The sequence below is a fragment of the Modestobacter sp. SYSU DS0511 genome (genome assembly GCF_054050755.1).
On record NZ_JBJGZY010000029.1, the window covers coordinates 1 to 21,035 of the forward strand.

The window sequence follows — 21,035 nt, forward strand, 5'->3', positions numbered from 1 at the left end:
CCCCCCCCCCCCCCCCCCCCCCCCCCCCCCCCCCCCCCCCCCCCCCCCCCCCCCCCCCCCCCCCCCCCCCCCCCCCCCCCCCCCCCCCCCCCCCCCCCCCCCCCCCCCCGGCTGCCGGGCGGGCGACCGGCCGTCAGAGCGGGAGGTCCTCCAGCATCTCGGTGACCAGCGCCGCGATCGGCGAGCGCTCCGAGCGGGTCAGGGTCACGTGCGCGAACAGCGGGTGCCCCTTCAGCGCCTCGATCACCGCGGTCACGCCGTCGTGCCGGCCGACCCGCAGGTTGTCCCGCTGCGCCACGTCGTGGGTGAGCACGACGCGGGAGTTGGCGCCCAGCCGGGACAGGACGGTCAGCAGCACCCCGCGCTCCAGCGACTGCGCCTCGTCGACGATCACGAACGAGTCGTGCAGCGAGCGCCCGCGGATGTGCGTCAGCGGCAGGACCTCGATCAGCCCGCGGGCCAGGATCTCCTCGACGACGTCACCGGAGACCAGGGCACCCAGCGTGTCGAAGACCGCCTGCGCCCAGGGGGCCATCTTCTCGCCCTCGCTGCCGGGCAGGTACCCCAGCTCCTGCCCGCCGACGGCGTACAGCGGCCGGAAGATGACCACCTTCTTGTGCGCCCGCCGCTCCATCACCGACTCCAGGCCCGCGCAGAGCGCCAGCGCCGACTTGCCGGTGCCGGCGCGCCCGCCCATGGACACGATCCCGACCTCGGGGTCCAGCAGCAGGTCCAGCGCGACCCGCTGCTCCGCCGAACGCCCGTGCAGGCCGAACGCCTCGCGGTCACCGCGCACCAGGCGCACGTGCTTGTCCGGGGTCACCCGGCCCAGCGCGGACCCGCGGGAGGAGAGCAGCACCAGGCCGGTGTGGGTCGGCAGCTCGGCGGCGGCCGGCGTGAACAGCGACCCGGTGTCGTACAGCTCGCCGATCTCCTCGTCGTCCAGGGAGAGCTCGGCCATGCCCGTCCAGCCGGCGTCCACGACGCCCAGGCCGCGGTACTCCTCGGCGGCCAGGCCCACGGCGGCCGCCTTCACCCGCAGCGGCACGTCCTTGGTCACCAGGCACACGTCCCGGCCCTCGGCCCGCAGGTTGAGCGCGACGGTCATGATCCGGCTGTCGTTCGAGTCGTTGCGGAAGCCGGCCGGCAACGCCGAGGGGTCGCTGTGGTTGAGCTCGACGTGCAGCGTGCCGCCGTCCTCCCCCACCGGGACCGGGGCGTCGAGCCGGCCGTGCCGGACGCGCAGGTCGTCCAACCGGCGCAGCGTCTGCCGGGCGAACCAGCCCAGCTCCGGGTGGTCCCGCTTGTCCTCCAACTCCCCGATGACCACCAGCGGGAGCACCACCTCGTGCTCCTCGAAGCGCAGCAGCGCGCCCGGGTCGGAGAGCAGGACGGAGGTGTCGAGGACGTACGTGCGACGGCGAGTGCTCACGAGTCGACTCCCGTGGGACGCCACCCTGCGGACAGCGCGCGCCCCGGCTCGAAGGTGACCGGGTCCCGGCGCAGGGGCCGGGACTCGGCCCCTCTGGTCGACGATCGCTGTCGCACCAACCGGGCCTCCCGTGGACGGCGAGGCGGGCTCCCCGTCCACTGCGGACGTTAGGCCCTCGTCCCGACGGAAGCGCCGCCATGACACGCCTTGGGGTGAGTCGTGCGGCGTTCGCCATCGGTTGTTCGCCTGCCCGAAACACCGCGCCGGGGTCAGCCCTCGCGTCGCGGGCGGACGGCGACCACGGCCCAGAGCACGGGAACCAGCAGCACCGGCCACTGCAGCGACAGGTCCCCCAGCCACAGCACCCCGGCCACCAGCATCACGAACAGCCAACCCGCCGTCCACAGCCCCAGCGCCCGCCGCTCCCCCGCGGTCGGTCCGGCCGGCACGGTCAGGGTGCGAGCTCGGCGGTGACCACCGCCGGCGTCAGGGGCTCGTCCAGCAGGCGGACGAAGCGGTCGGCCACGGGCTGGCCCGCCGGCCGCGCCGCCAGCCACCGCGCCAGCAGGTCGTAGCCCTCGACGTAGGTGGTGATGTACGCCCGCCACAGCGGATCGGTGAGGAAGCGCAGCTGCTGGACCGCCCGGTCGGAGCTGACCAGCGCCCACCGCTGCAGGTGGTCGATCACCTCGCCGGTGTCCGCGCCCCGGTCGTGCAGCAGGATCGCGGCGTCCTGCCGCACCCGGTTCAGCGGTGCCGCGGCGGCCGCGACCCGCTCGGCCAGCTCACCGTCGAACCGCAGCCCCAGGTCGCCGAGCACCTCGGCGGACCAGGCTCCCCAGCCCTGGCCGACCGCGGCCTCCAGCCCCAGGTCGGCGAGGCCCTCGGCCATCAGGCACTCCGGGGTGTTCACTAGGAACACCGTGTGCTCCAGGTGCGCGTCGCGCTCGACCAGGCCGCGCTCCTTGCGGCAGTGCTCGGTGTGGTGCCCGGGGTAGGACTCGTGGGCGACCAGGTGCGGCAGCTGGGCCATCCGGTGGGGCAGGTCGGCGTTGATCGCCACCCGCGACCGGTAGTCGCCCTCGTAGTAGTTGAACCCCGACCAGGGCTTGTCGGTGACCACCTCGTACCGGACCGTCTCGGCCTCGGGCAGGCCGTACCGGCCGCGCACCCGGTCCCGCAGCGCCGAGGAGAGCGCGTGGACGGCGGCCTCCAGCCGCTGCGGCGGGCACTCCTCCCGGCGGCGGTGCGCCGCGTACCGCTCGGCGAGCGTGCCGCTGCCGGGCAGCAGCTCGCCCAGCGCCTCGTGCGCAGCGGCGTACTCCGCCGGGTCGCCGAGGGCGACGTCGACCTGGAAGTAGGCGCGCACCTCGGCCAGGTAGCCGACCGGCTCCCCGCCCATCTTCCGGGCCGAGCACTCCAGCCCGGTGAGCTGCCCGCGGAGGAACTCCGCGCGGGCGGTGGGCAGCGCCGCGGAGTCCAGCTCGGCCAGCAGGGCCCGGGCCTGGTCGCGCAGGCCGGCCGGGGTGGGTGCCGGCTCGTCGGCGACCTGGGCGCGCAACCGGGGGTCGCCGGTGTAGGCGTCGACGAAACCGGGCTCCAGCCGGTCGAAGCGCAACCCCAGTCGGACGTACTCGAGGGGGACGTCGAGGGCGCCGGCGGTCATGCCCGGCAGTCTCTCAGCCGCTCCGGTCAGCTCCCGAAGCGGCGGTGCCGCGCGGCGTAGGCGCGCAGCGCCCGGAGCAGGTCGACGCGGCGGAACTCCGGCCAGTAGACGTCGGTGAAGTAGAACTCCGAGTGGGCCGTCTGCCACAGCAGGAAGCCCGACATCCGCTGCTCCCCGCTGGTGCGGATCACCAGGTCCGGGTCGGGCTGGCCGCGGGTGTAGAGGTGCTCGGCGATGTGCTCCACGTCCAGCACCTCGACCAGCTCGTCCAGCGTCGTGCCGCGCGCGGCGTGCTCGGCCAGCAGCGAGCGGACGGCGTCGGCGATCTCCCGCCGTCCGCCGTAGCCGACCGCCAGGTTCACCGAGGCGCCCGGCCGGTCGCGGGTGTCCTCCTCGGCCTGCTTGAGCACCGCCACGGTCTCCGCGGGCAGCAGCTCCAGCGCACCGACCGCCCGCAGGTGCCAGCGGCGGTCCGGGCCGGCCAGGTCGCAGGCGACCCCCTCGATGATCCGCAGCAGCGGCGTCAGCTCCGGCTCGGGGCGCTGCAGGTTGTCGGTGGAGAGGAGGAAGAGGGTGACCACCTCGACCCCGGCCTCGTCGCACCAGCGCAGCAGGTCGGCGATCTTGTCCGCGCCCCGACGATGGCCCTCGCTGACGTCCTCCAGGCCGATCGCCCGGGCCCACCGGCGGTTGCCGTCGATGATCACCCCGACGTGCCGTGGGGTGTCGGCGCCGACCAGGCCGCGCGCCAGCCGGCGCTCGTACAGGGCGGTGAGCACGTTCCGGACCTTCGCTCGCACCCCCACGGCGCTCACCCTAGGACCCAGCACGCCCGTCGGCTGGACGCGCGCCCGGACACCGACAGCGAGGTCACAGCCACCTGGGGATGCCAGCGGACCTACGGCTTCGTAACCTCGGCCCATGAGCGCACCTTCCGACCGTCGTGAACCCGCCCGGGTGCAGACCGACGGCGCCCAGGTGGAGGGCCCGCTCGACGAGGCGCTGGACACCGTCGAACTCGAGGGCCAGGACGTCCAGGCGGTCGAGCAGGACGGCCGCTGGAGCGTCGCCGACTACGGCGACAGGGACTTCGACCACCCCGACACCCGCCCCCGGCTGCGCGGCTGGCTGCACCTGTTCGCCTTCTTCGGGTCCATCATCGCCGGCGCCGTGCTCATCCCGCTGGCGGCCGCCCAGGGCGCTCGCGCCGGCTGGCCGGTCGCGCTGTACTGCGTCACCATCCTCGGGCTGTTCGGGGTGAGCGCGCTCTACCACCGCCGTCGGTGGTCACCGCGCGGCTGGAAGCTGATGAAGCGCGCCGACCACTCGATGATCTTCGTGTTCATCGCCGGCACCTACACGCCCTTCGCGCTGCTCGCCGTCCCCGAGCCCACCGGCTGGTGGCTGCTGGGCACCGTGTGGTCCGGGGCCGCGCTCGGGGTGGCGCTGAAGGTGATCTGGCCGACCGCCCCCCGCTGGCTGGGCGTGCCGATCTACCTCGCGCTGGGCTGGGCGGCGGTGTTCGTGCTGGTCGACATCCTCGAGCTGGCCGGGGTCACCGCGCTGGTGCTGCTGATCGCCGGGGGCCTGCTCTACAGCGCCGGCGCGATCGCCTACGCGAGCAAGCGGCCCAACCCCTGGCCGGGCACCTTCGGGTACCACGAGGTCTTCCACGCGATGACGATCGTGGCCGCCCTCTGCCACTACATCGCCATGTACTTCGTGATCTACAACAGCCCGTACACCTGAGCCGCTCAGGAGAACGGCGGGCGGGAGTCCAGCCCCAGGGAGAGCTTCCCGGCGGCGCGCCAGGCCCGGGCGACGACGTCGCGGTCGGCCTCGGTGACCAGGTTGCCCATCACCCGCAGCGCCACGGTCATCAGCACCCGTGAGCGCATCCCCACCGGTCCGGCCGCCGGGAGCAGCCGGGGCACGGTGAGCAGCCCGGCCAACCGCCGGGCGATGGAGAACGCCTCCCCGTAGTGCCGCCGCAGCGTCGCCGGCCAGGCCTGCGACCAGTCGGCCTCGCCGAACAGCTCGACCACGCTGCGCCCGGTCTCCAGGCCGTAGTCGATGCCCTCGCCGTTGAGCGGGTTGACGCAGCCGGCGGCGTCCCCGACCAGCGCCCAGTTGCGCCCGGCCACCCCGGAGACGGCCCCGCCCATCGGCAGCAACGCGCTCGCCGGCGCCCGGACGGCGCCCTCGATCTGCCACTCCTCGCGCCGCTGGTCGGTGTAGAGCTCGAGCAGGCTGCGCAGCCGGACGTCGGCCGGGCGCTTCTCGGTGGCCAGCGTGCCGACGCCGACGTTGACCTCACCGGCCTGCGCCCCCAGCGGGAACACCCAGCCGTAGCCGGACAGCAGCTCCCCCTCGGTACCGCGCAGCTCCAGGTGCGAGGAGATCCACTCGTCGTCGCTGCGACCCGAGCGCACGTACCCCCGGGCGGCCACGCCGTAGGCGGTCTCCCGGTGCCACTCCCGGCCCAGCACCTTGCCCAGCGGCGAGCGCACCCCGTCGGCGACCACCAGCCGTCGGCACGCGACCGTCGTCGTCGAGTCGTCGGACCGGCGGAACACCACCGCGGCCACCCGGTCACCGTCCCGCTCGACGCCCACCGCCCGGGCGCCGTCCACCGGGACCGCGCCGGCGTCGACGGCGACGTCGCGGATGCGGGCGTCCAGCTCGGTGCGGGGCACCGCTCCGCCGTGGTCCGGCAGCGCCCCGCCGGGCCAGGGCAGCAGCAGCTCCTGGCCGAACCCGGCGGCGCGCAGGCCGCGGTTGCGGCCGCGGGACCGCACCCAGTCGCCGAGCCCGAGGGCGTCCAGCTCGGCCATCGCGCGGGGCGTCAGCCCGTCGCCGCAGGTCTTGTCGCGCGGGAAGACGGCGGCGTCGGCGAGGACGACCCCGGCCCCGGACCGCGCGGCCCAGGCGGCGGCCGCCGAGCCCGCCGGCCCGGCTCCCACCACGAGGACGTCGGTCTCGGCAGGCTCCGCGGTGGTCGGCACGCCGTTCAGTGTCCCTGGTGGCGCCGGGGGCCCGGGACGAGCCCGGGATCAGGTGACCTGATCGTGCGTGCTCCTGGCTCAGCGCGGGACGTGAGCCAGGAGCACGCCCGGTGAGCCAGGACGCCGGTGGCTGCGTTCAGCCCACCCGCGGGCCGCGCGCGCGGACCTCCTCCACCGACGTCATCGCCGCCCGCAGCTCCGCCAGCCACTCGTCGGCGTGCTCACCGACCAGCCGCACGGCCCACACCAGGGCCTCCGAGCGTGAGCGGGCCACGCCGGCGTCGACCAGCGTGTCGAGCACCAGCCGCTCCGGCTGGCGCAGCCGGGTCATCACCGGCACGGAGACGGTGGTGAAGACATCGCGGACGTCGCCGCAGGTGGCGCCCCAGGCCACCGAGCGGCCGTAGCGGGCCTGGGCGGCGTCGGCGATCGCCATCCGCTGCTGACGGGTCTGCTCGCGGAAGCGGGCGATCCGCCCGGCGCGGGCCGCCGTCGGGTCGCCGTCCCCCGCGTCGGGTTCGGGGACGGCACCGACCACGGTGATCTCGTCGCGGTCGATGGTCAGCTCCACGGGCCCGGTGAACCAGTCGTCGGGCAGTCGTCCGGCGAACCAGCCGGCGACCTCGGCTCGCTCGACCGGCGGCGGGGCGTCGGCGCCGCGGCCACGGGCCCGGCCACGGCCGGGGAAGCCCTCGGGTGGGAAGCGGTGGTGGTGTGCGTGCACGGTGCCCTCCTCGGGAACGACGACGCGCCCGACTGTAATCGTGTAATCAAAGCTCTAGCGGACTCATCGCTGCGCTGAGAGCGGACACCTCGACGACCGGCGCGGAGCAGACGAAGCCCCGGCAGACGTAGGCCGCCGGCCGACCCCCCACCACGGGGCGGCCGGACAGCAGCGGCACCCCCGGCGCGTCCGGCTCACCGGCCACCACCACGGCGCCCGGGCTGGTGGCGGCCCGCGCTGCGGCGGCCAGCGCGTCCCGCTCCGGGCCGGCCGGTCCGCTCACCGCCACCTCCAGCGGCCCGGCGAGGAGCGCCTCCCCCACCGCGGCCGCCCAGCCGGCGGCCTGCGGGGCGTGCTCCACCAACCGCGCGAGCGTCGCCACGGCCTCCTCGCCGCGGGCCCGGTGCTCGGGCGACCCGGCCAGCGCGGCGTAGGAGACCAGCGCGCCGGCGGCCGCGGCGATGCCGGCCGGGGTGGGCCCGTCAGCGGGGTCGAACGGGCGGTGCACCAACGGCTCGGCGTCGGCCGCGGTGTCGTGCCACGTACCGTCGTCGTCGACGAACTGGTCGGCGACGACGGCGAGCAGCTCCCCCGCCCAGTCCAGCCACCGCCCCTCCGCGGTGGCCGCGTGCAACGCCAGCAGCCCCTCGGCGAGGTCGCCGTAGTCCTCCAGCACCCCGGCGTGCGCGCCGGCGACGCCGTCCCGGGAGGCGCGCCGCAGTCGCCCGTCCACCCAGTGGGTGCGGTGCAGCAGCTCGGCGGCGCGGCGGGCGGCGGCCACCAGCCGATCGTCACCGGTGAGCGCCCCGTGGTCGGCCAGCGCCGCGATCGCCAGGCCGTTCCAGGCGGTGACCACCTTGTCGTCGCGCGCCGGTTGCGGGCGGGCGGCCCGGGCCGCCGTCAGCGCGGCCCGCACCCGCGCGTACCGGGCCGGGTCGTCGGGGTCGTGCCGCAGCTGCAGCGTGGAGCTGCCGTGCTCGAAGGTGCCCTCGGGGGCCACCGAGAACAGCGCGGCGGCCCACGCGCCGTCCTCCTCGCCGAGCACCTCGGTCAGCTGGGCCGGCGTCCAGACGTAGGTCAGCCCTTCGACGCCGTCGGTGTCGGCGTCCAGCGCCGAGGCGAAGCCCCCCTCGGCGGTGCCCAGGTCGCGCAGCAGGAAGGCCGCGGCCTCGTCCGCGACCCGGCGCGCCCAGTCCAGGCCGGTGGCCCGCCACAGGTGCGAGTACACCCGCAGCAGCAGGGCGTTGTCGTAGAGCATCTTCTCGAAGTGCGGCACCACCCAGCGGTCGTCGACCGAGTAGCGGGCGAACCCGCCGGCCAGCTGGTCGTGGATGCCACCGCGGGCCATCGCCTCCGCCGTGCCGACGGCCATCCGCAGGGTCTGCTCGTCACCCCGCCGGGCGTGCGCCCGCAGCAGGAACTCCAGCAGCATCGACGGCGGGAACTTCGGCGCGCCACCGAAGCCCCCGGAAGCGACGTCGTGCGCGTCGGCGAGGGTGGCGACGGCGTCGTCGAGCAGGTCGACCGACAACGGGCTCGGGTCGCCGAGGTCCAGCCGCCCGGAGATGCCGGCGACGATCTCCCCGCCCGCCCGCTCGAGCTGGTCGCGCCGCGCGGCCCACGCCTCGCTGACCGCCGAGAGCACCTGCCGGAAGGCGGGCAGCTGCGGGTGCGGCCGGGGCGGGAAGTAGGTGCCGCAGTAGAACGGGGCGCCGTCCGGGGTGGTGAAGACGGTCATCGGCCACCCGCCGGACCCGGTGAGCGCCTGCGTGGCGGCCATGTAGACGCTGTCGACGTCCGGCCGCTCCTCGCGGTCGACCTTCACGCAGACGAAACCGGCGTTCATCTGCGCCGCGGTCGCCGGGTCCTCGAACGACTCGTGGGCCATGACGTGGCACCAGTGGCAGGCCGCGTAGCCCACCGAGACGAGCACCGGGACCCCGCGTTCGCGCGCCTCGGCGAACGCCTCGGGCCCCCACTCGCGCCAGTCGACGGGGTTGTCGGCGTGCTGGAGCAGGTACGGCGAGGTGGCGGAGGCCAGTCGGTTCGGCACCCCGTGGTCCTACCCGCTCCGCTCCCGCGACGCGCACGGTGCCCGGACATGACGATCCGGTGTCCTGCGGTTGGTGCGCCGCCGGACGGCGCACCCCCCCAGGGACCGACGGAGGAGGTAGACGATGACACGCACCCGGGTGCGCGGCGCACTGGTGGCGGCCGCGACGACGCTGACGGTGCTGGGCGCCCCGCTGTCCGCATCCGCGGCTCCGGAGCCCTGGTGCGGGCTGTACTGGGGGTCGCTGCCCGAGGCCACGGTCGGCCCGGAGCGCGCCACCGGACAGGTCGCCGACGTCCGGGCGGGCCGGCACCCCTGCTTCGACCGGCTGGTCGTCGACCTGCAGGAGGGCGGCGCGGCCGGCTACGACGTGCGCTACGTCGACCAGGTCGGCGCCCAGGGCTCCGGCGCGCCGGTGCCGGTCGACGGGGGCGCCGTCCTGCAGGTCGTCGTCCGGGCGCCGGCCTACGACGGGTTCCGCGGCGCGACCTACCTCCCGGACGACCCGGCCCGGGTCGTCGACCTCCGGAGTGCACGCACGCTGGAGCAGGTCGCCTGGGCGGGCTCCTTCGAGGGCCAGACGTCACTGGCCGTCGGCACCCGCGCCCGCCTGCCCTTCCGGGTCTTCGTGCTCGACGGCGCCCCGGGGTCACCCGACGGCGTCCGGCTGGTCGTGGACGTCGCGCACCGCTGGTGAGGCGCCGTCCCCGGCGGGAGCCGCTCGGCCGCGCTCGGGCCGTGGCTCCCTCGTCGGGCTCGCGTTCCTTGCGTCGCCGCAGCCAGGCGGTGCCGCCGAGCAGGACGACGAGCACGCCGTCCGGGTCAGCCCCGGTCGGCGTCCCGGGGTGGCTCGATGGCCCGCGGGGCACGCCGCAGGGTGTCCAGCAGCTCCTCCCCGGGCGCCTGCGCCGGCCGCTCGTCGACGAGCCCGGCGGGGCTGTCGGGCACCTGGTCGGCCGGGTCGAAGCTGGTCGGCAGCCGCTTGAGGTGCCGGGTCATCGACCGGACGAGGAAGATGATCGCGATCAGCAGGACGACGATCAGCAGCAGGCCCAGCGGGCCGGACTTGCCGACGTCCTCGGGCAGCTGCGTCGGCGACTGGTCGACGAAGGCGAGGACCTCCACGAGCGCACCGGTCACGCGGCACGCTCCGAGGTGCGCACGCCGGCGAACAGGTCGTCCTCGGGCAGCGGGGAGTCGACCAGCGAGCGGGCCAGCTCGTAGTCCTCGGTGGGCCAGGTGTCGGTCTGCACGTCCAGCGGGACGGAGAACCAGCGCCCGGTCGGGTCGATCTGCGTGGCGTGGGCGATCAGCGCGGCGTCCCGGACCGGGAAGTACTCCGCGCACGGCACCCGGGTGGTGACCCGGTGGGACATGTCCCGGCTCTCGTCCCAGGTCTCCAGCCACTCCGTGTAGGGCGACTCCGCGCCGGTGGCGAGCATCGCCTCGTGCAGCGCCTTGTACCGGGGCAGCGTGAAGCTCATGTGGTAGTAGAGCTTGCTCGGCTGCCACGGCTCGCCGAGCTCGGGGTAACGGTCCGGGTCGCCGGCGGCCTCGAAGGCGTGCACCGAGATCTCGTGGGTCTTGATGTGGTCGGGGTGCGGGTACCCGCCGCGCTCGTCGTAGGTGGTGATCACCTGCGGCTTGAACCGGCGGATCAGCGCCACCAGCGGGGCGGCGGCCTCCTCGGTCGGCACGAGCGCGAAGCAGCCCTCCGGCAGCGGCGGCAGCGGATCGCCCTCGGGCAGGCCGGAGTCGACGAAGCCGAGGAACTCCTGCTCGACCCCGAGGATCTCCCGCGCCCGGGCCATCTCCTCCATCCGGAGCTCGGTCATCCGCTCCCACACCTCGGGGCGGTCCATCGCGGGGTTGAGGACCGAGCCGCGCTCCCCCCCGGTGCAGGTGGCCACCATGACGCGGACACCCTCGGCGACGTACTTGGCCATGGTCGCGGCGCCCTTGCTCGACTCGTCGTCGGGATGGGCGTGCACCGCGAGGAGGCGCAGCTGATCCGGTTCGCTCACGCCGACCATCATCCCCCGTCGGCGCGCGTCGTCACGCGCCCCCTCGGCCTCAGGACCGTGCGTGCGGTCACGTTTCGGTGTTACGTTGCTCGGATTGACCGCACGGTGGCCCCCTGACCGGGGGTCGCATCACGAGCACCGGGAGTCATCCTTGTCCACCCCGACCGACGAGCAGGACCAGGGCGTCTGGCTGACGCAGGAGGCCCACGACCGGCTGCGCGCCGAGCTCGATGAGCTGGTGGCGAACCGTCCGGCCATGGCCAAGGAGATCAACGACCGCCGCGAAGAGGGCGACCTGAAGGAGAACGGCGGTTACCACGCGGCCCGCGAGGAGCAGGGCAAGCAGGAGGGCCGGATCCGCCAGCTCACCGACCTGCTGCGCAAGGCCCGGGTCGGCGAGCCGCCCACGACGGTCACGAAGGCCGCCGTGGGCACCGTGATCACCATCGCCTTCGACGGCGACGAGGACGACACCGAGAAGTTCCTGCTGGGCTCGCGCGAGATCGCCGGCACGACGGAGCTGACCGTCTACTCCCCCGAGTCCGCGCTCGGCTCGGCCATCGTGGGCGCGGAGCCCGGGGCGACGGTCACCTACACCGCGCCGAACGGCAAGGACATCTCCGTGAAGGTCCTGGCCGTCGAGCCCTTCGTGCCCTGACCCAGCGGTGACCAGCACGGTGGACGACGGTCGCGCGCGGTCACGACGGGCGGAGAACACCTCGTTCGTCTGCGTGCACTGCTCGACCCCGGTGCCGGCCAACTCCGACGGGCACTACCGCAACCACTGCCCGTGGTGCCTGTGGTCGCTGCACGTCGACGACAAGCCCGGCGACCGCGCGAGCGAGTGCCGGGCGCCGATGGAGCCGGTCGGCCTGGTGGAGAAGTCGGGGAAGGGCTGGCAGGTGGTGCACCGCTGCACGGCGTGCGGCCACCGCCAGCCCAACCGGCTGGTCCGGGACGGTGCGGCCCCCGACGACCTGGACCTGGTGCTCTCGCTCCCCTGGCTCTGACGCCGCGGTCCTGCCGGATCGCACCGCGGCCAGGTGCCGGCCCGGCCAGAGGAGCCCCGCGGGCGTCGCCCGCGGGGCTCCTCGAGTCCGCTCAGGCCGTGACGAGACCGCGGCGGCGGAGCAGCGGGCCGGTGTCGGCGTCCCGGCCGCGGACGGCGCGGAAGGCGCCCAGCGGGTCGACGGAGCCGCCGCGGGAGAGCAGCCGGTCACGGAAGACATCGCCGTTCTCCCGGCGCAGTCCGCCGTTCTCCTTGAACCACTCCACGGTGTCGGCGTCGAGCACCTCCGACCAGATGTAGGAGTAGTAGCCGGCCGAGTAGCCGCCGGCGAAGACGTGCTGGAAGTACGTCGTCCGGTAGCGCGGCGGCACCAGGTCGGAGGCCACCCCGGCCTCGGCCAACGCCCGTGCCTCGAACGCCTGCGGGTCGCTGACGTCGGTGTCCGGGGTGATCCGGTGCCAGGCCTGGTCGAGCAGGGTGGCGGCCAGGTACTCCAGCGTCGCGAACCCCTCGCCCCACAGCGCCGCGGCCTCGAGCGCGTCGACGACCTCCTGGCCCAGCGGCTCACCGGTCTCGACGTGCCGGGCGTAGTGCGCCAGCACCTCGGGCCACAGCGCCCACATCTCGTTGACCTGGCTGGGGTACTCCACGAAGTCCCGCGGCACGCTGGTGCCGGAGAACCGGGGGTAGGTGACGTCGGAGAACAGCCCGTGCAGCGCGTGGCCGAACTCGTGGAAGAGGGTGTTCACCTCGTCCAGCGTCAGGAGCGTGGGCTCGCCGGCCGCGGGCTTGGTGACGTTGAGGTTGTTGAACACCACCGGGCTCGCGCCCAGCAGCCGGGACTGGCTGACGAAGGCGCTCATCCAGGCGCCGCCGCGCTTGCCCTCACGGGCGTAGAAGTCGCCCAGGTACAGGCCGACCGGCTGCCCGTCGGCGCCGAAGACCTCCCACACCCGGGTGTCGGGGTGGTAGCCGACCAGGTCCGGGCGCGGGGAGAAGGTGTAGCCGTAGACCAGCTCGGCGGCCCGGAAGACCCCGTCGACGAGCACCCGGTCGAGCTCGAACCACGGCCGCAGCGCGGCGCTGTCGACGGCGTAGCGCTCGGCGCGGACCCGCTCGGAGTAGAACGCCCAGTCCCAGGCGGCGAGCTCGATGCCGTCGGCGGCGGCGAGCTCGGCGAGCACCGCGGCCTCGGCGTGCGCGTTGGCCACGGCAGGGGTGACCAGCTCACCGAGCAGGGCGTCGACCGCGGCGGAGGTCCGGGCGGTCTGGTCCGCGGCGACCAGGTCGGCGTGGGTGTCGAAGCCGAGCAGCCGGGCACGCACGGCGCGCACGGCGGCGATCTCGGCGGCGACCGGGCCGTTGTCGTGCTCGCCGGCCGACGCCCGGGTGATCGAGGCCTCGTACAGCCGGCGCCGGAGCTCCCGGTTGCCCAGCCGGGCGAGCGCGGGCTGGCCGCTGGGGAGGACCAGGGTGAGCAGGTACGCCCCCTCGCGGCCGCGCTCGGCGGCGGCGCCGGCCGCTGCGGCGACCTGTGCCGGGGAGAGCCCGTCGAGCTCGGCCGGGTCGGTGACCAGCACGGCGGCGGCCGCCGTGGCCAGCTGCAGGTTCTGGTCGAAGCGGGTGTTGAGCCCGGCGAGCCGCTGGTTGAGCTCGCGCAGCTGGTCGCGGCCGGCGTCGTCGAGGGCGGCGCCGGAGAGGACGAAGTCGAGGTGGTACCGCTCGACCAGCCGCAGCGCCTCGGCGTCGAGACCCGCCTCGTGACGGCGGGCGTGGACGGCGTCCACCCGGGCGAACAGCGCCGGATCGAGCCGGAGCGCGTCGGCGTGCGCCGCGGCGAGCGGGGCGATCTCCCGCTCCACCTCCCGGACCCGGTCGGAGGAGACGGCCGAGGTCAGGTTGGAGAACACCCGCTCGGCGCGGTCGAGCAGCTGCCCGGACCGCTCCAGCGCCACGACGGTGTTCTCGAAGGTGGGCTCGGCCGGGTCGGCGACGATCGCCGCGACCTCCGCCCGCTGCTCGGCCATCCCGGCCAGCAGCGCCTCCCGCACCTGGTCGACGGTCAGGTCGGCGAACGGCGGCAGCTGGTAGGGCAGCGGGGACGGCGCCGCCAGGGGGTGCGACTCGGGCAGGGGTGCGGGGGCCGGCGAGGTGGCCGGGTCAACGGTGTTCATCACCGACCATCCTCGCCCCGCCCGCCGCACCCCCGCCCGCCGGCCCCGGCCTCCCTGCAGGGGCCCGCCGCGAGCGTGCGGGCGGTGGGGGGCGGGGAGGCCCTTCTCAGCGGGTGGAGGTGCGCAGGTACTGCCGCACGGCCAGCGGGACGAACACCGCCAGCAGCACGACCATCCAGATGACCGTGTAGAGCACCGGGTTCTCCAGCGACCAGGCGTCGGTGGCCGGGAAGCCCGGGACGGAGTTGCCGAACAGCTCGCGGGAGGCCTGCACCACGGCGGAGACCGGGTTCCACTCGGCGATCGGGCGGAGCACCGAGGGGAAGGCCTCCAGCGGCACGAAGGTGATCGCCACGAACGTCGCCGGGAAGATCACGATGAAGCTGGCGTTGTTGACGACCTCGGGGGTGCGGACCAGCAGCCCGACCAGCGCCATCACCCAGCTGACCGCGAAGGCGAACAGCAGGAGCACCAGGAAGCCGGCGATCGCCTCCCCCACCGAGGTGTTGATCCGCCAGCCGACCACGAGGCCGGTCAGCGCCATCACCGCGATCGAGATGGCGTTCAGCCCCAGGTCGGCGACGGTGCGGCCGATGAGCACCGCCGAGCGGGACATCGGCAGCGAGCGGAACCGGTCGATCAGCCCCTTCTGCAGGTCCTCGGCGATGCTCGCGCCGGTGACCGTGGCACCGAACACCACCGTCTGGGCGAAGATCCCGGGCAGCAGGAACTCCGCGTAGCTGATCTCCGAGGGCAGGCTGCCCCCGATCGCGCCGCCGAAGACGTAGCGGAACAGCAGCACGAACATGATCGGCGACAGCGTCGCGAAGACGATCAGGTCGGGCACCCGCTTGACCTTGATCAGGTTGCGCTTGGTGATCGTCCAGCTGTCGGAGGCGGTCGCGGCCAGGGCGCTCATCGGGTTGCTCCTCCGCTGCGGGCCAGCGGGCGCTCGCCGTCGGCCTCGGTCGGGTCGGCGGGCCGCGCGTCGTCCTCGGCGGCGTGCCCGGTCAGGGTCAGGAAGACGTCGTCCAGGTCGGGGCGGCGCAGCCCGACGTCGAGCACGCGGACGGCGCCGGCGTCGAGCCGGCGCAGCGCCTCGGCGAGGGTGCCGGTGCCGCCGGTGACCGGCACGGTGAGCCGGCGGGTCTGCGGGTCGCGGTGCAGCTCGCCGGCGGCCAGCGGGGTGAGGCAGTCGGCGGCGGTGTCCAGCTGCTCGGCCGCGGCGACGGTGAGCTCCAGCCGCTCGCCGCCCACCTGCGCCTTCAGCTCGTCGGCCGTGCCGCGGGCGATCACCTGCCCCCGGTCGATGACCACCATCCGGTCGGCGAGCCGGTCGGCCTCCTCCAGGTACTGCGTGGTGAGCAGGATGGTCGTGCCCTCCCCGACCAGGTCGCCGATGAACTCCCACATGCCCAGCCGGCTGCGCGGGTCGAGCCCGGTGGTCGGCTCGTCGAGGAAGAGCACCTTCGGCCGGGCGATCAGCGAGGCCGCGATGTCCAGCCGGCGGCGCATGCCCCCGGAGTAGGTCTTCGCCGGGCGGTTCGCCGCGTCGGTCAGGTCGAACCGCTCCAGCAGCTGGCCGGCGCGCGACCGGGCCTCCCGGCCGCCGAGCCGGTACAGCCGGCCCACCATCTCCAGGTTCTCCCGGCCGGTGAGGTACTCGTCGACCGCGGCGTACTGACCGGTCAGGCCGATGGTGGCGCGGACCTGGTCGGCCTGGGTCGCGACGTCGAGCCCGGCCACCTCCGCGCGGCCGCCGTCGGGGCGCAGCAGCGTGCTCAGCACCCGGACGACGGTGGTCTTGCCGGCCCCGTTGGGCCCGAGCAGCCCGAGGACGGTGCCCTCGGACACGGTGAGGTCGACCCCACCGAGCGCAGTGTGCTCGCCGAACCGCTTGACGAGCCCCTCGACCACGATGGCGTTGCTCATGCCCGCGACCGTAGGGCGGGCGTACGACAGATCCGATCGGTTTTCGCTCCGGGCTCAGCGACGTGCACGGTGGTCCCTCCAGACGACGGCGGTCCGTGACGGACCGCGTCGACGGCCCACCGGGTCGGACCGGGGCCGTCCGCGGAACTCATCGGTGCCCCGACGAGCCCCGGGGCGGTCAGTCGGTGCGCGGGGCGTACCCGGCCGCGGCGAGCGCGCCGAGCACCTCGGCCGCGTGGTCGGGGCCCCGGGTCTCCAGGTGCACCGCGACCTCGACCTCGCCCAGGTCCAGCCGCGCCGTCGTCCGCTCGTGCTCCACCGACAGCACGTTGGCCGCCAGCCCCGCCAGCTCGTGCAGCAGGGCGGCCAGCGACCCCGGCCGGTCGGGCACCTGCACCCGCAGCGAGAGGTACCGGCCGGCGGCGGCCATGCCGTGCTGGACCACCTTCATCATCAGCACCGGGTCGATGTTGCCGCCGGAGACCACCGCGACCACGGGCGCGGCGAACGCCCCCGGGTCGGCCAGCAGCGCGGCGACGGCCGCCACCCCCGCCGGCTCGACGACGAGCTTGGCCCGCTCCAAGCAGAACAGCAGCGCCCGGGACAGGTCGCCCTCGGTGACCGTGCGCACCTCGTCGACCAGGCCGGCGACGTGCGCCAGGGTGAGGTCACCGGGTGCACCGACGGCGATGCCGTCGGCCATCGTGCTCATCGAGGTCAGCGGCACCGGCGCCCCGGCCGCCAGCGAGGCGGGGAACGCGGCCGCGCCGGCCGCCTGGACGGCGACCACCCGGACGTCGGGGCGGCGGGCCTTCACCGCCGCGGCGATGCCGGAGACCAACCCGCCCCCGCCGGTGCAGACCACCACGGTGGCCACGTCCGGGCACTGGTCGAGCAGCTCGAGCCCGACGGTGCCCTGCCCGGCGATCACGTCGGGGTGGTCGAAGGGGTGGATGAAGACCTTGCCGGTCTCCTCGGCGTGGACGAGCGCAGCGGCGATCGCGTCGGTCAGCGTGGCGCCGCCCAGCCGGGCGTCGGCCCCGTAGCCGCGGGTGGCGGCGACCTTGGGCAGCGGCGCGGACACCGGCATGAACACCGTCGCCGTCGCGCCCAGCTCGCGGGCGGCCAGCGCGACCCCCTGGGCGTGGTTGCCGGCGCTGGCGGCGACCACGCCCAGGGCGCGCTCCGCCTCGCTGAGCCGGGAGATCCGGGTGTAGGCACCGCGCATCTTGAACGAGCCGGTGCGCTGCAGGTTCTCGCACTTCAGCCACACGGGACCCCCGACCCGATCGGCCAGCGCGCGGGAGTGCTCCAGCGGCGTGCGCCGGACCACGCCGTCCAGCAGCCGGGCGGCCACCTCGACGTCGGCTCCGCTGACCAGGGGCACTGCACCGGGGACCGTCACGGCGGCGATCCTCGCAGCCGGCACCGGCCGGGACGGGGAACCACCCGGCTGTCGCATCCCCGTCGTACCGTGGTCGAGGTGACGGACGCCGCACCGCTGGGAACCGCTCAGGTCCCGACTCCCCCCGCTCCCACGACGCTCGGCGAGCTCCGCGCTCGCGGGGCCACCGCCAAGCCGGTCAAGGCCGAGCTCCGCGACAACCTGCTCGCCCGGCTGGGCGCCGGGCAGCCCTCTCTCCCCGGCATCGTCGGGTTCGAGGACACCGTCGTCCCCGAGGTCGAGCGGGCGCTGATCGCCGGGCACGACCTGGTGCTCCTCGGTGAGCGCGGCCAGGGCAAGACCCGGCTGATCCGCACCCTGGTCGGCCTGCTCGACGAGTGGACGCCGGTGCTGGTCGGCAGCGAGCTCAACGAGCACCCGCTGGCCCCGATCAGCGTCTGGGGTCACCGGCAGGTCGCCGAGCACGGCGACGAGACACCGGTCGGCTGGCTGCACCGCAGCGAGCGGTTCGGCGAGAAGCTGGCCACCCCCGACACCAGCGTCGGCGACCTGATCGGCGACGTCGACCCGATCAAGGTGGCCGAGGGCCGCACGCTGGGCGACCCGGAGACGGTGCACTACGGCCTGGTGCCGCGCACCAACCGCGGCATATTCAGCGTCAACGAGCTGCCCGACCTGGCCGAGCGGATCCAGGTCGCGTTGCTCAACGTGCTGGAGGAGCGGGACATCCAGATCCGCGGCTACCGCGTGCGGCTGCCGCTGGACCTGCTGCTGGTGGCCAGCGCCAACCCCGAGGACTACACCAACCGCGGGCGGATCATCACCCCGCTCAAGGACCGGTTCGGCGCCGAGGTGCGCACCCACTACCCGATCGAGCTCGCCGACGAGGTGCGGCTGCTGCACCAGGAGGCGCAGACCGGCTGGCTGGGCGGAGAGGCCCTGGGCGCCCCGGTCGTGCCCGAGCACCTGGTGGAGATCGTCGCCCGGTTCACCCGGCTGGTCCGCGAGTCCAGCCACGTCGACCAGCGCTCCGGGGTGAGCGCCCGGTTCGCCATCGCCGGGTTGGAGACCGTGGCCGCCTCCGCCGTCCGCCGGGCCGCGGTGGCCGGGGAGACCCGCCCGGTGGCCCGGGTGGTCGACCTGCCCAGCATCGTCCCGGCCAGCCGGGGCAAGGTCGAGTTCGCCGACGCCGGCAGCGACCCCGACGACGAGCGCGACCTGGAGGTGCTCGAGCACCTGCTGCGCCAGGCCACCGCGCAGACGTTCCGGGCCCGCTGCGGCGGGCTGGACCTCACCGGCCTGCAGGAGCACTTCACCGGCGGGGACACCGTCGAGTCCGGTGACCTGGTGCCGGCGGCGGCCCTGCTGGGCCAGCTGGGCACCGTGCCGAACCTGGCGCAGCTGCTGGGCCGGCTCGGGGTGCCGGAGGGTGAGGAGTCGGCCGAGCAGGCGGCGGCCGCGGTCGAGTTCGCCCTCGAGGGGCTCTACCTGACCCGCCGGCTGGCCAAGGACACCGACGGCGGCCGCACCGTGTACGGGGCCTGACCGTGGCTGGGCGTCGCCCGAGGGGCTACCGGTACGGCCAGTGGCGCGGCGGGCCCGATCCGCTCGCGCCGCCCTACGACGTCGCCTCGGCCGTCGACGAGATCGGCGACCAGGTGCTGGCCGGCAGCGGCGTCCGGGAGGCGCTGCGCGACCTGCTGCGCCGGGGCGCCGACGGGCGCCGCGGGCTGGACGCGCTGCGCCGCAACGTCCGCGACCGGCTGCGCCAGGCGCGGCAGGCCGGGCGGATGGACGGCACGCTGGAGCAGGTCCGCGAGCTGCTGGACTCCGCGGTCGAGGCCGAGCGGCGCGCGCTGTTCCCCGACCCGGACGACGCCGCCCGGCTGGCCGAGGCCGAGCTGGACGCCCTCCCGCCGGACACCGCCGGTGCCGTCCGCGCGCTCAAGGACCACGCCTGGCGCTCGCCGGAGGCCGCGCAGGCCTACCAGCAGATCGAGGACCTGCTCCGCCAGGAGGTGCTGGACAGCTCCTTCGCCGGGATGAAGCAGGCCCTGCAGGCGATGGCCGACGGCGACGGCGCCGCCATGCAGGCGGTCAAGGACATGGTCGCCGACCTCTCCGCGCTGGTCGACGCGCACAACCGGGGCGAGGACACCGACCAGCGGTTCACCGACTTCATGGACCGGCACGGCCAGTTCTTCCCCGACGACCCGCAGTCGGTGGAGGAGCTGATCGACTCCCTCGCCCGCCGCGCCGCCGCCCAGGAGCGGATGATGGCCGGCCTCTCCCCCGAGCAGCGCGCCGAGCTGCAGGACCTGATGGGCCAGGCGATGGGCGACCTCGGCCTGCAGAGCGAGATGGCCCACCTCAACGACGCGCTGCGCCAGGCCCGGCCCGACCTGCCGTGGGGGCAGCGCGGCCCGGTGCCCGACGGCGAGCGGGGGCTGGGCCTGGGCGACGCGACCACGGCGGTCGCCGAGCTGGCCGACCTGGAGGCGCTCTCCCAGCAGCTGTCCCAGGGCTACGCCGGCGCCTCGCTGGCCGACATCGACGAGGAACTGCTGGAGCAGGCGCTGGGCCGCTCGGCCGTCGACGACCTGCAGGCGTTGCGGCAGCTGGAACGCGAGCTCGAGCGGCAGGGCTACCTCAACCGCAGCGAGGGGCGCCTGGAGCTCTCCCCCAAGGCGGTGCGCCGGCTGGGGGCCACGGCGCTGCGCCGGGTGTTCGCCCAGCTGTCGGCGACCGGCCGCGGGGAGCACGACGTCGCCGACGCGGGGGCCGCCGGCGAGCTGACCGGGAGCTCGCGGGAGTGGCGGTTCGGCGACGAGCAGCCGCTGGACGTCGTCCGCACGGTGCGCAACGCCGTGCTGCGCAGCGCCGGCACGCCCCGGGCCGCTGCTGTCCCACCCACCGCCCCGACGGCCCACCGGCGGGTGCAGATCGCCGTCGAGGACTTCGAGGTGGTGGAGACCGAGCGGCGCACCGGTGCCGCGGTGGCCCTGCTGGTCGACCTCTCCTACTCGATGGCGCTGCGCGGCACCTGGGGCGCGGCCAAGTCGACGGCGATGGCGCTGCACTCCCTGGTGACCACGCAGTTCCCGCAGGACGCCATCGAGATCATCGGCTTCTCCTCCACCGCCCAGGTGCTCCGCCCGGAGACCCTGGCCGAGCTGTCGGTGGACACCCTGCAGGGCACCAACCTGCAGCACGGGCTCATGCTGGCCCGGCGGTTCCTGGCCCGGCACCGGGACGCCGAGCCGGTGGTCCTGGTGGTCACCGACGGCGAGCCCACCGCGCACCTCGAGGACGACGGCACGCCGTACTTCTGCTGGCCGCCGATGCCGGAGACGATCGCCCGCACCGTCGCCGAGGTGGAGCGGGTGGCCCGCTCGGGGGCGACGCTGAACGTCTTCGCCCTCGACCCCGAGCCCGGGCTGGTCGAGTTCGTGCACGACATCACCGCCCGGGCGGGCGGACGGGTCTTCTCCCCCGACACCGAGCGGCTCGGCGAGTACGTCGTCGCCGACTACCTGCGCGCCCGGAGGGGGCGACGATCCCGGTGAGCTGAAGGACCCCGCTGTCCCCTCCTTCCCGCACCCGTGTCGGTG

At 75.0% G+C, this 21,035-nt stretch carries 19 protein-coding genes; 6 read left to right on the forward strand and 13 right to left on the reverse strand.

Annotation, left to right across the window (positions count from 1 at the left end):
- Nucleotides 1-133 precede the first annotated feature (133 nt).
- The 4 genes from ACI783_RS14445 to ACI783_RS14460 form a co-directional block, all read right to left on the reverse strand.
- On the reverse strand, nucleotides 134-1,432 hold the full coding sequence (locus ACI783_RS14445) for a PhoH family protein (protein ID WP_457141085.1): 1,299 nt from the start codon (nucleotides 1,430-1,432) through the stop codon (nucleotides 134-136).
- Between the two features lie 269 nt (nucleotides 1,433-1,701).
- Nucleotides 1,702-1,881, reverse strand: coding sequence for a hypothetical protein (locus tag ACI783_RS14450; protein WP_457141086.1), 180 nt, complete (start codon nucleotides 1,879-1,881; stop codon nucleotides 1,702-1,704).
- A gap of 2 nt (nucleotides 1,882-1,883) precedes the next feature.
- Nucleotides 1,884-3,098 (reverse strand): DUF885 domain-containing protein, encoded by a 1,215-nt coding sequence (locus ACI783_RS14455; protein WP_457141087.1) that lies wholly within the window; start codon nucleotides 3,096-3,098, stop codon nucleotides 1,884-1,886.
- A 26-nt stretch (nucleotides 3,099-3,124) separates the two neighbouring features.
- Nucleotides 3,125-3,904, reverse strand: coding sequence for an isoprenyl transferase (locus ACI783_RS14460; RefSeq protein WP_457084764.1), 780 nt, complete (start codon nucleotides 3,902-3,904; stop codon nucleotides 3,125-3,127).
- A 115-nt stretch (nucleotides 3,905-4,019) separates the two neighbouring features.
- Here ACI783_RS14460 and trhA point away from each other — a divergent pair, with 115 nt between their 5' ends.
- Nucleotides 4,020-4,847, forward strand: coding sequence for a PAQR family membrane homeostasis protein TrhA (gene trhA / locus ACI783_RS14465; protein ID WP_457141088.1), 828 nt, complete (start codon nucleotides 4,020-4,022; stop codon nucleotides 4,845-4,847).
- 5 nt (nucleotides 4,848-4,852) lie between these two features.
- Here the strand turns inward: trhA and ACI783_RS14470 are convergent, their stop codons facing one another.
- From ACI783_RS14470 to ACI783_RS14480, 3 genes are all read right to left on the reverse strand, one after another.
- Nucleotides 4,853-6,103: a geranylgeranyl reductase family protein gene (locus tag ACI783_RS14470; RefSeq protein WP_457141089.1), complete on the reverse strand. Its 1,251-nt coding sequence runs from the start codon at nucleotides 6,101-6,103 to the stop codon at nucleotides 4,853-4,855.
- Between the two features lie 136 nt (nucleotides 6,104-6,239).
- Nucleotides 6,240-6,827, reverse strand: a complete 588-nt coding sequence (locus ACI783_RS14475; protein ID WP_457141090.1) for a hypothetical protein — start codon at nucleotides 6,825-6,827, stop codon at nucleotides 6,240-6,242.
- Nucleotides 6,828-6,873: 46 nt separating this feature from the next.
- A complete protein-coding gene (locus tag ACI783_RS14480; RefSeq protein ID WP_457141091.1) occupies nucleotides 6,874-8,880 on the reverse strand; it encodes a thioredoxin domain-containing protein in 2,007 nt (668 codons plus the stop codon).
- 124 nt (nucleotides 8,881-9,004) lie between these two features.
- Between ACI783_RS14480 and ACI783_RS14485 the strand changes: the two genes are divergently transcribed.
- Nucleotides 9,005-9,577: an AMIN-like domain-containing (lipo)protein gene (locus ACI783_RS14485; protein WP_457141092.1), complete on the forward strand. Its 573-nt coding sequence runs from the start codon at nucleotides 9,005-9,007 to the stop codon at nucleotides 9,575-9,577.
- A 125-nt stretch (nucleotides 9,578-9,702) separates the two neighbouring features.
- Here the strand turns inward: ACI783_RS14485 and ACI783_RS14490 are convergent, their stop codons facing one another.
- Both ACI783_RS14490 and mca read right to left on the reverse strand, forming a co-directional pair.
- The gene (locus ACI783_RS14490; protein WP_457084758.1) at nucleotides 9,703-10,020 is read right to left on the reverse strand and encodes a hypothetical protein; all 318 of its coding nucleotides are present in this window, start codon (nucleotides 10,018-10,020) and stop codon (nucleotides 9,703-9,705) included.
- Complete coding sequence (mca, locus tag ACI783_RS14495) at nucleotides 10,017-10,904, reverse strand: mycothiol conjugate amidase Mca (protein ID WP_457084757.1); 888 nt, start codon at nucleotides 10,902-10,904, stop codon at nucleotides 10,017-10,019. The genes ACI783_RS14490 and mca overlap by 4 nt, the downstream gene beginning before the upstream one ends.
- Nucleotides 10,905-11,055: 151 nt before the next feature.
- Between mca and greA the strand changes: the two genes are divergently transcribed.
- Both greA and ACI783_RS14505 read left to right on the forward strand, forming a co-directional pair.
- A complete protein-coding gene (gene greA / locus ACI783_RS14500) occupies nucleotides 11,056-11,562 on the forward strand; it encodes a transcription elongation factor GreA (protein WP_457084756.1) in 507 nt (168 codons plus the stop codon).
- Nucleotides 11,563-11,569: 7 nt separating this feature from the next.
- On the forward strand, nucleotides 11,570-11,914 hold the full coding sequence (locus ACI783_RS14505; RefSeq protein WP_457141093.1) for an RNHCP domain-containing protein: 345 nt from the start codon (nucleotides 11,570-11,572) through the stop codon (nucleotides 11,912-11,914).
- A gap of 91 nt (nucleotides 11,915-12,005) precedes the next feature.
- On the opposite strand, the gene ACI783_RS14510 is transcribed toward ACI783_RS14505, so the two are convergent.
- The 4 genes from ACI783_RS14510 to ilvA form a co-directional block, all read right to left on the reverse strand.
- Nucleotides 12,006-14,087, reverse strand: a complete 2,082-nt coding sequence (locus ACI783_RS14510) for a M3 family metallopeptidase (RefSeq protein ID WP_457141094.1) — start codon at nucleotides 14,085-14,087, stop codon at nucleotides 12,006-12,008.
- A 106-nt stretch (nucleotides 14,088-14,193) separates the two neighbouring features.
- Nucleotides 14,194-15,006 carry an ABC transporter permease gene (locus tag ACI783_RS14515; RefSeq protein ID WP_457141095.1) on the reverse strand — a complete coding sequence of 271 codons (813 nt, stop codon included), beginning with the start codon at nucleotides 15,004-15,006 and terminating at the stop codon, nucleotides 14,194-14,196.
- Nucleotides 15,003-16,019, reverse strand: a complete 1,017-nt coding sequence (locus ACI783_RS14520; protein WP_457141096.1) for an ATP-binding cassette domain-containing protein — start codon at nucleotides 16,017-16,019, stop codon at nucleotides 15,003-15,005. Before ACI783_RS14520 ends, ACI783_RS14515 begins: the two co-directional genes overlap by 4 nt.
- A gap of 178 nt (nucleotides 16,020-16,197) precedes the next feature.
- A complete protein-coding gene (gene ilvA / locus ACI783_RS14525) occupies nucleotides 16,198-17,424 on the reverse strand; it encodes a threonine ammonia-lyase (protein ID WP_457141097.1) in 1,227 nt (408 codons plus the stop codon).
- Between the two features lie 78 nt (nucleotides 17,425-17,502).
- Here ilvA and ACI783_RS14530 point away from each other — a divergent pair, with 78 nt between their 5' ends.
- Both ACI783_RS14530 and ACI783_RS14535 read left to right on the forward strand, forming a co-directional pair.
- Nucleotides 17,503-18,969 (forward strand): sigma 54-interacting transcriptional regulator, encoded by a 1,467-nt coding sequence (locus ACI783_RS14530; RefSeq protein WP_457141098.1) that lies wholly within the window; start codon nucleotides 17,503-17,505, stop codon nucleotides 18,967-18,969.
- A gap of 2 nt (nucleotides 18,970-18,971) precedes the next feature.
- Nucleotides 18,972-20,990, forward strand: coding sequence for a VWA domain-containing protein (locus tag ACI783_RS14535; RefSeq protein ID WP_457141099.1), 2,019 nt, complete (start codon nucleotides 18,972-18,974; stop codon nucleotides 20,988-20,990).
- The last annotated feature ends 45 nt before the right edge of the window (nucleotides 20,991-21,035 follow it).

Coding starts and splice junctions, on each gene's coding strand:
- ACI783_RS14510 (WP_457141094.1), bottom strand. CDS start 14,087: ATGAACACCGTTGACCCGGCCACCTCGCCGGCCCCCGCACCCCTGCCC.
- ACI783_RS14520 (WP_457141096.1), bottom strand. CDS start 16,019: ATGAGCAACGCCATCGTGGTCGAGGGGCTCGTCAAGCGGTTCGGCGAG.
- trhA (WP_457141088.1), top strand. CDS start 4,020: ATGAGCGCACCTTCCGACCGTCGTGAACCCGCCCGGGTGCAGACCGAC.
- ACI783_RS14485 (WP_457141092.1), top strand. CDS start 9,005: ATGACACGCACCCGGGTGCGCGGCGCACTGGTGGCGGCCGCGACGACG.
- ACI783_RS14455 (WP_457141087.1), bottom strand. CDS start 3,098: ATGACCGCCGGCGCCCTCGACGTCCCCCTCGAGTACGTCCGACTGGGG.
- ACI783_RS14515 (WP_457141095.1), bottom strand. CDS start 15,006: ATGAGCGCCCTGGCCGCGACCGCCTCCGACAGCTGGACGATCACCAAG.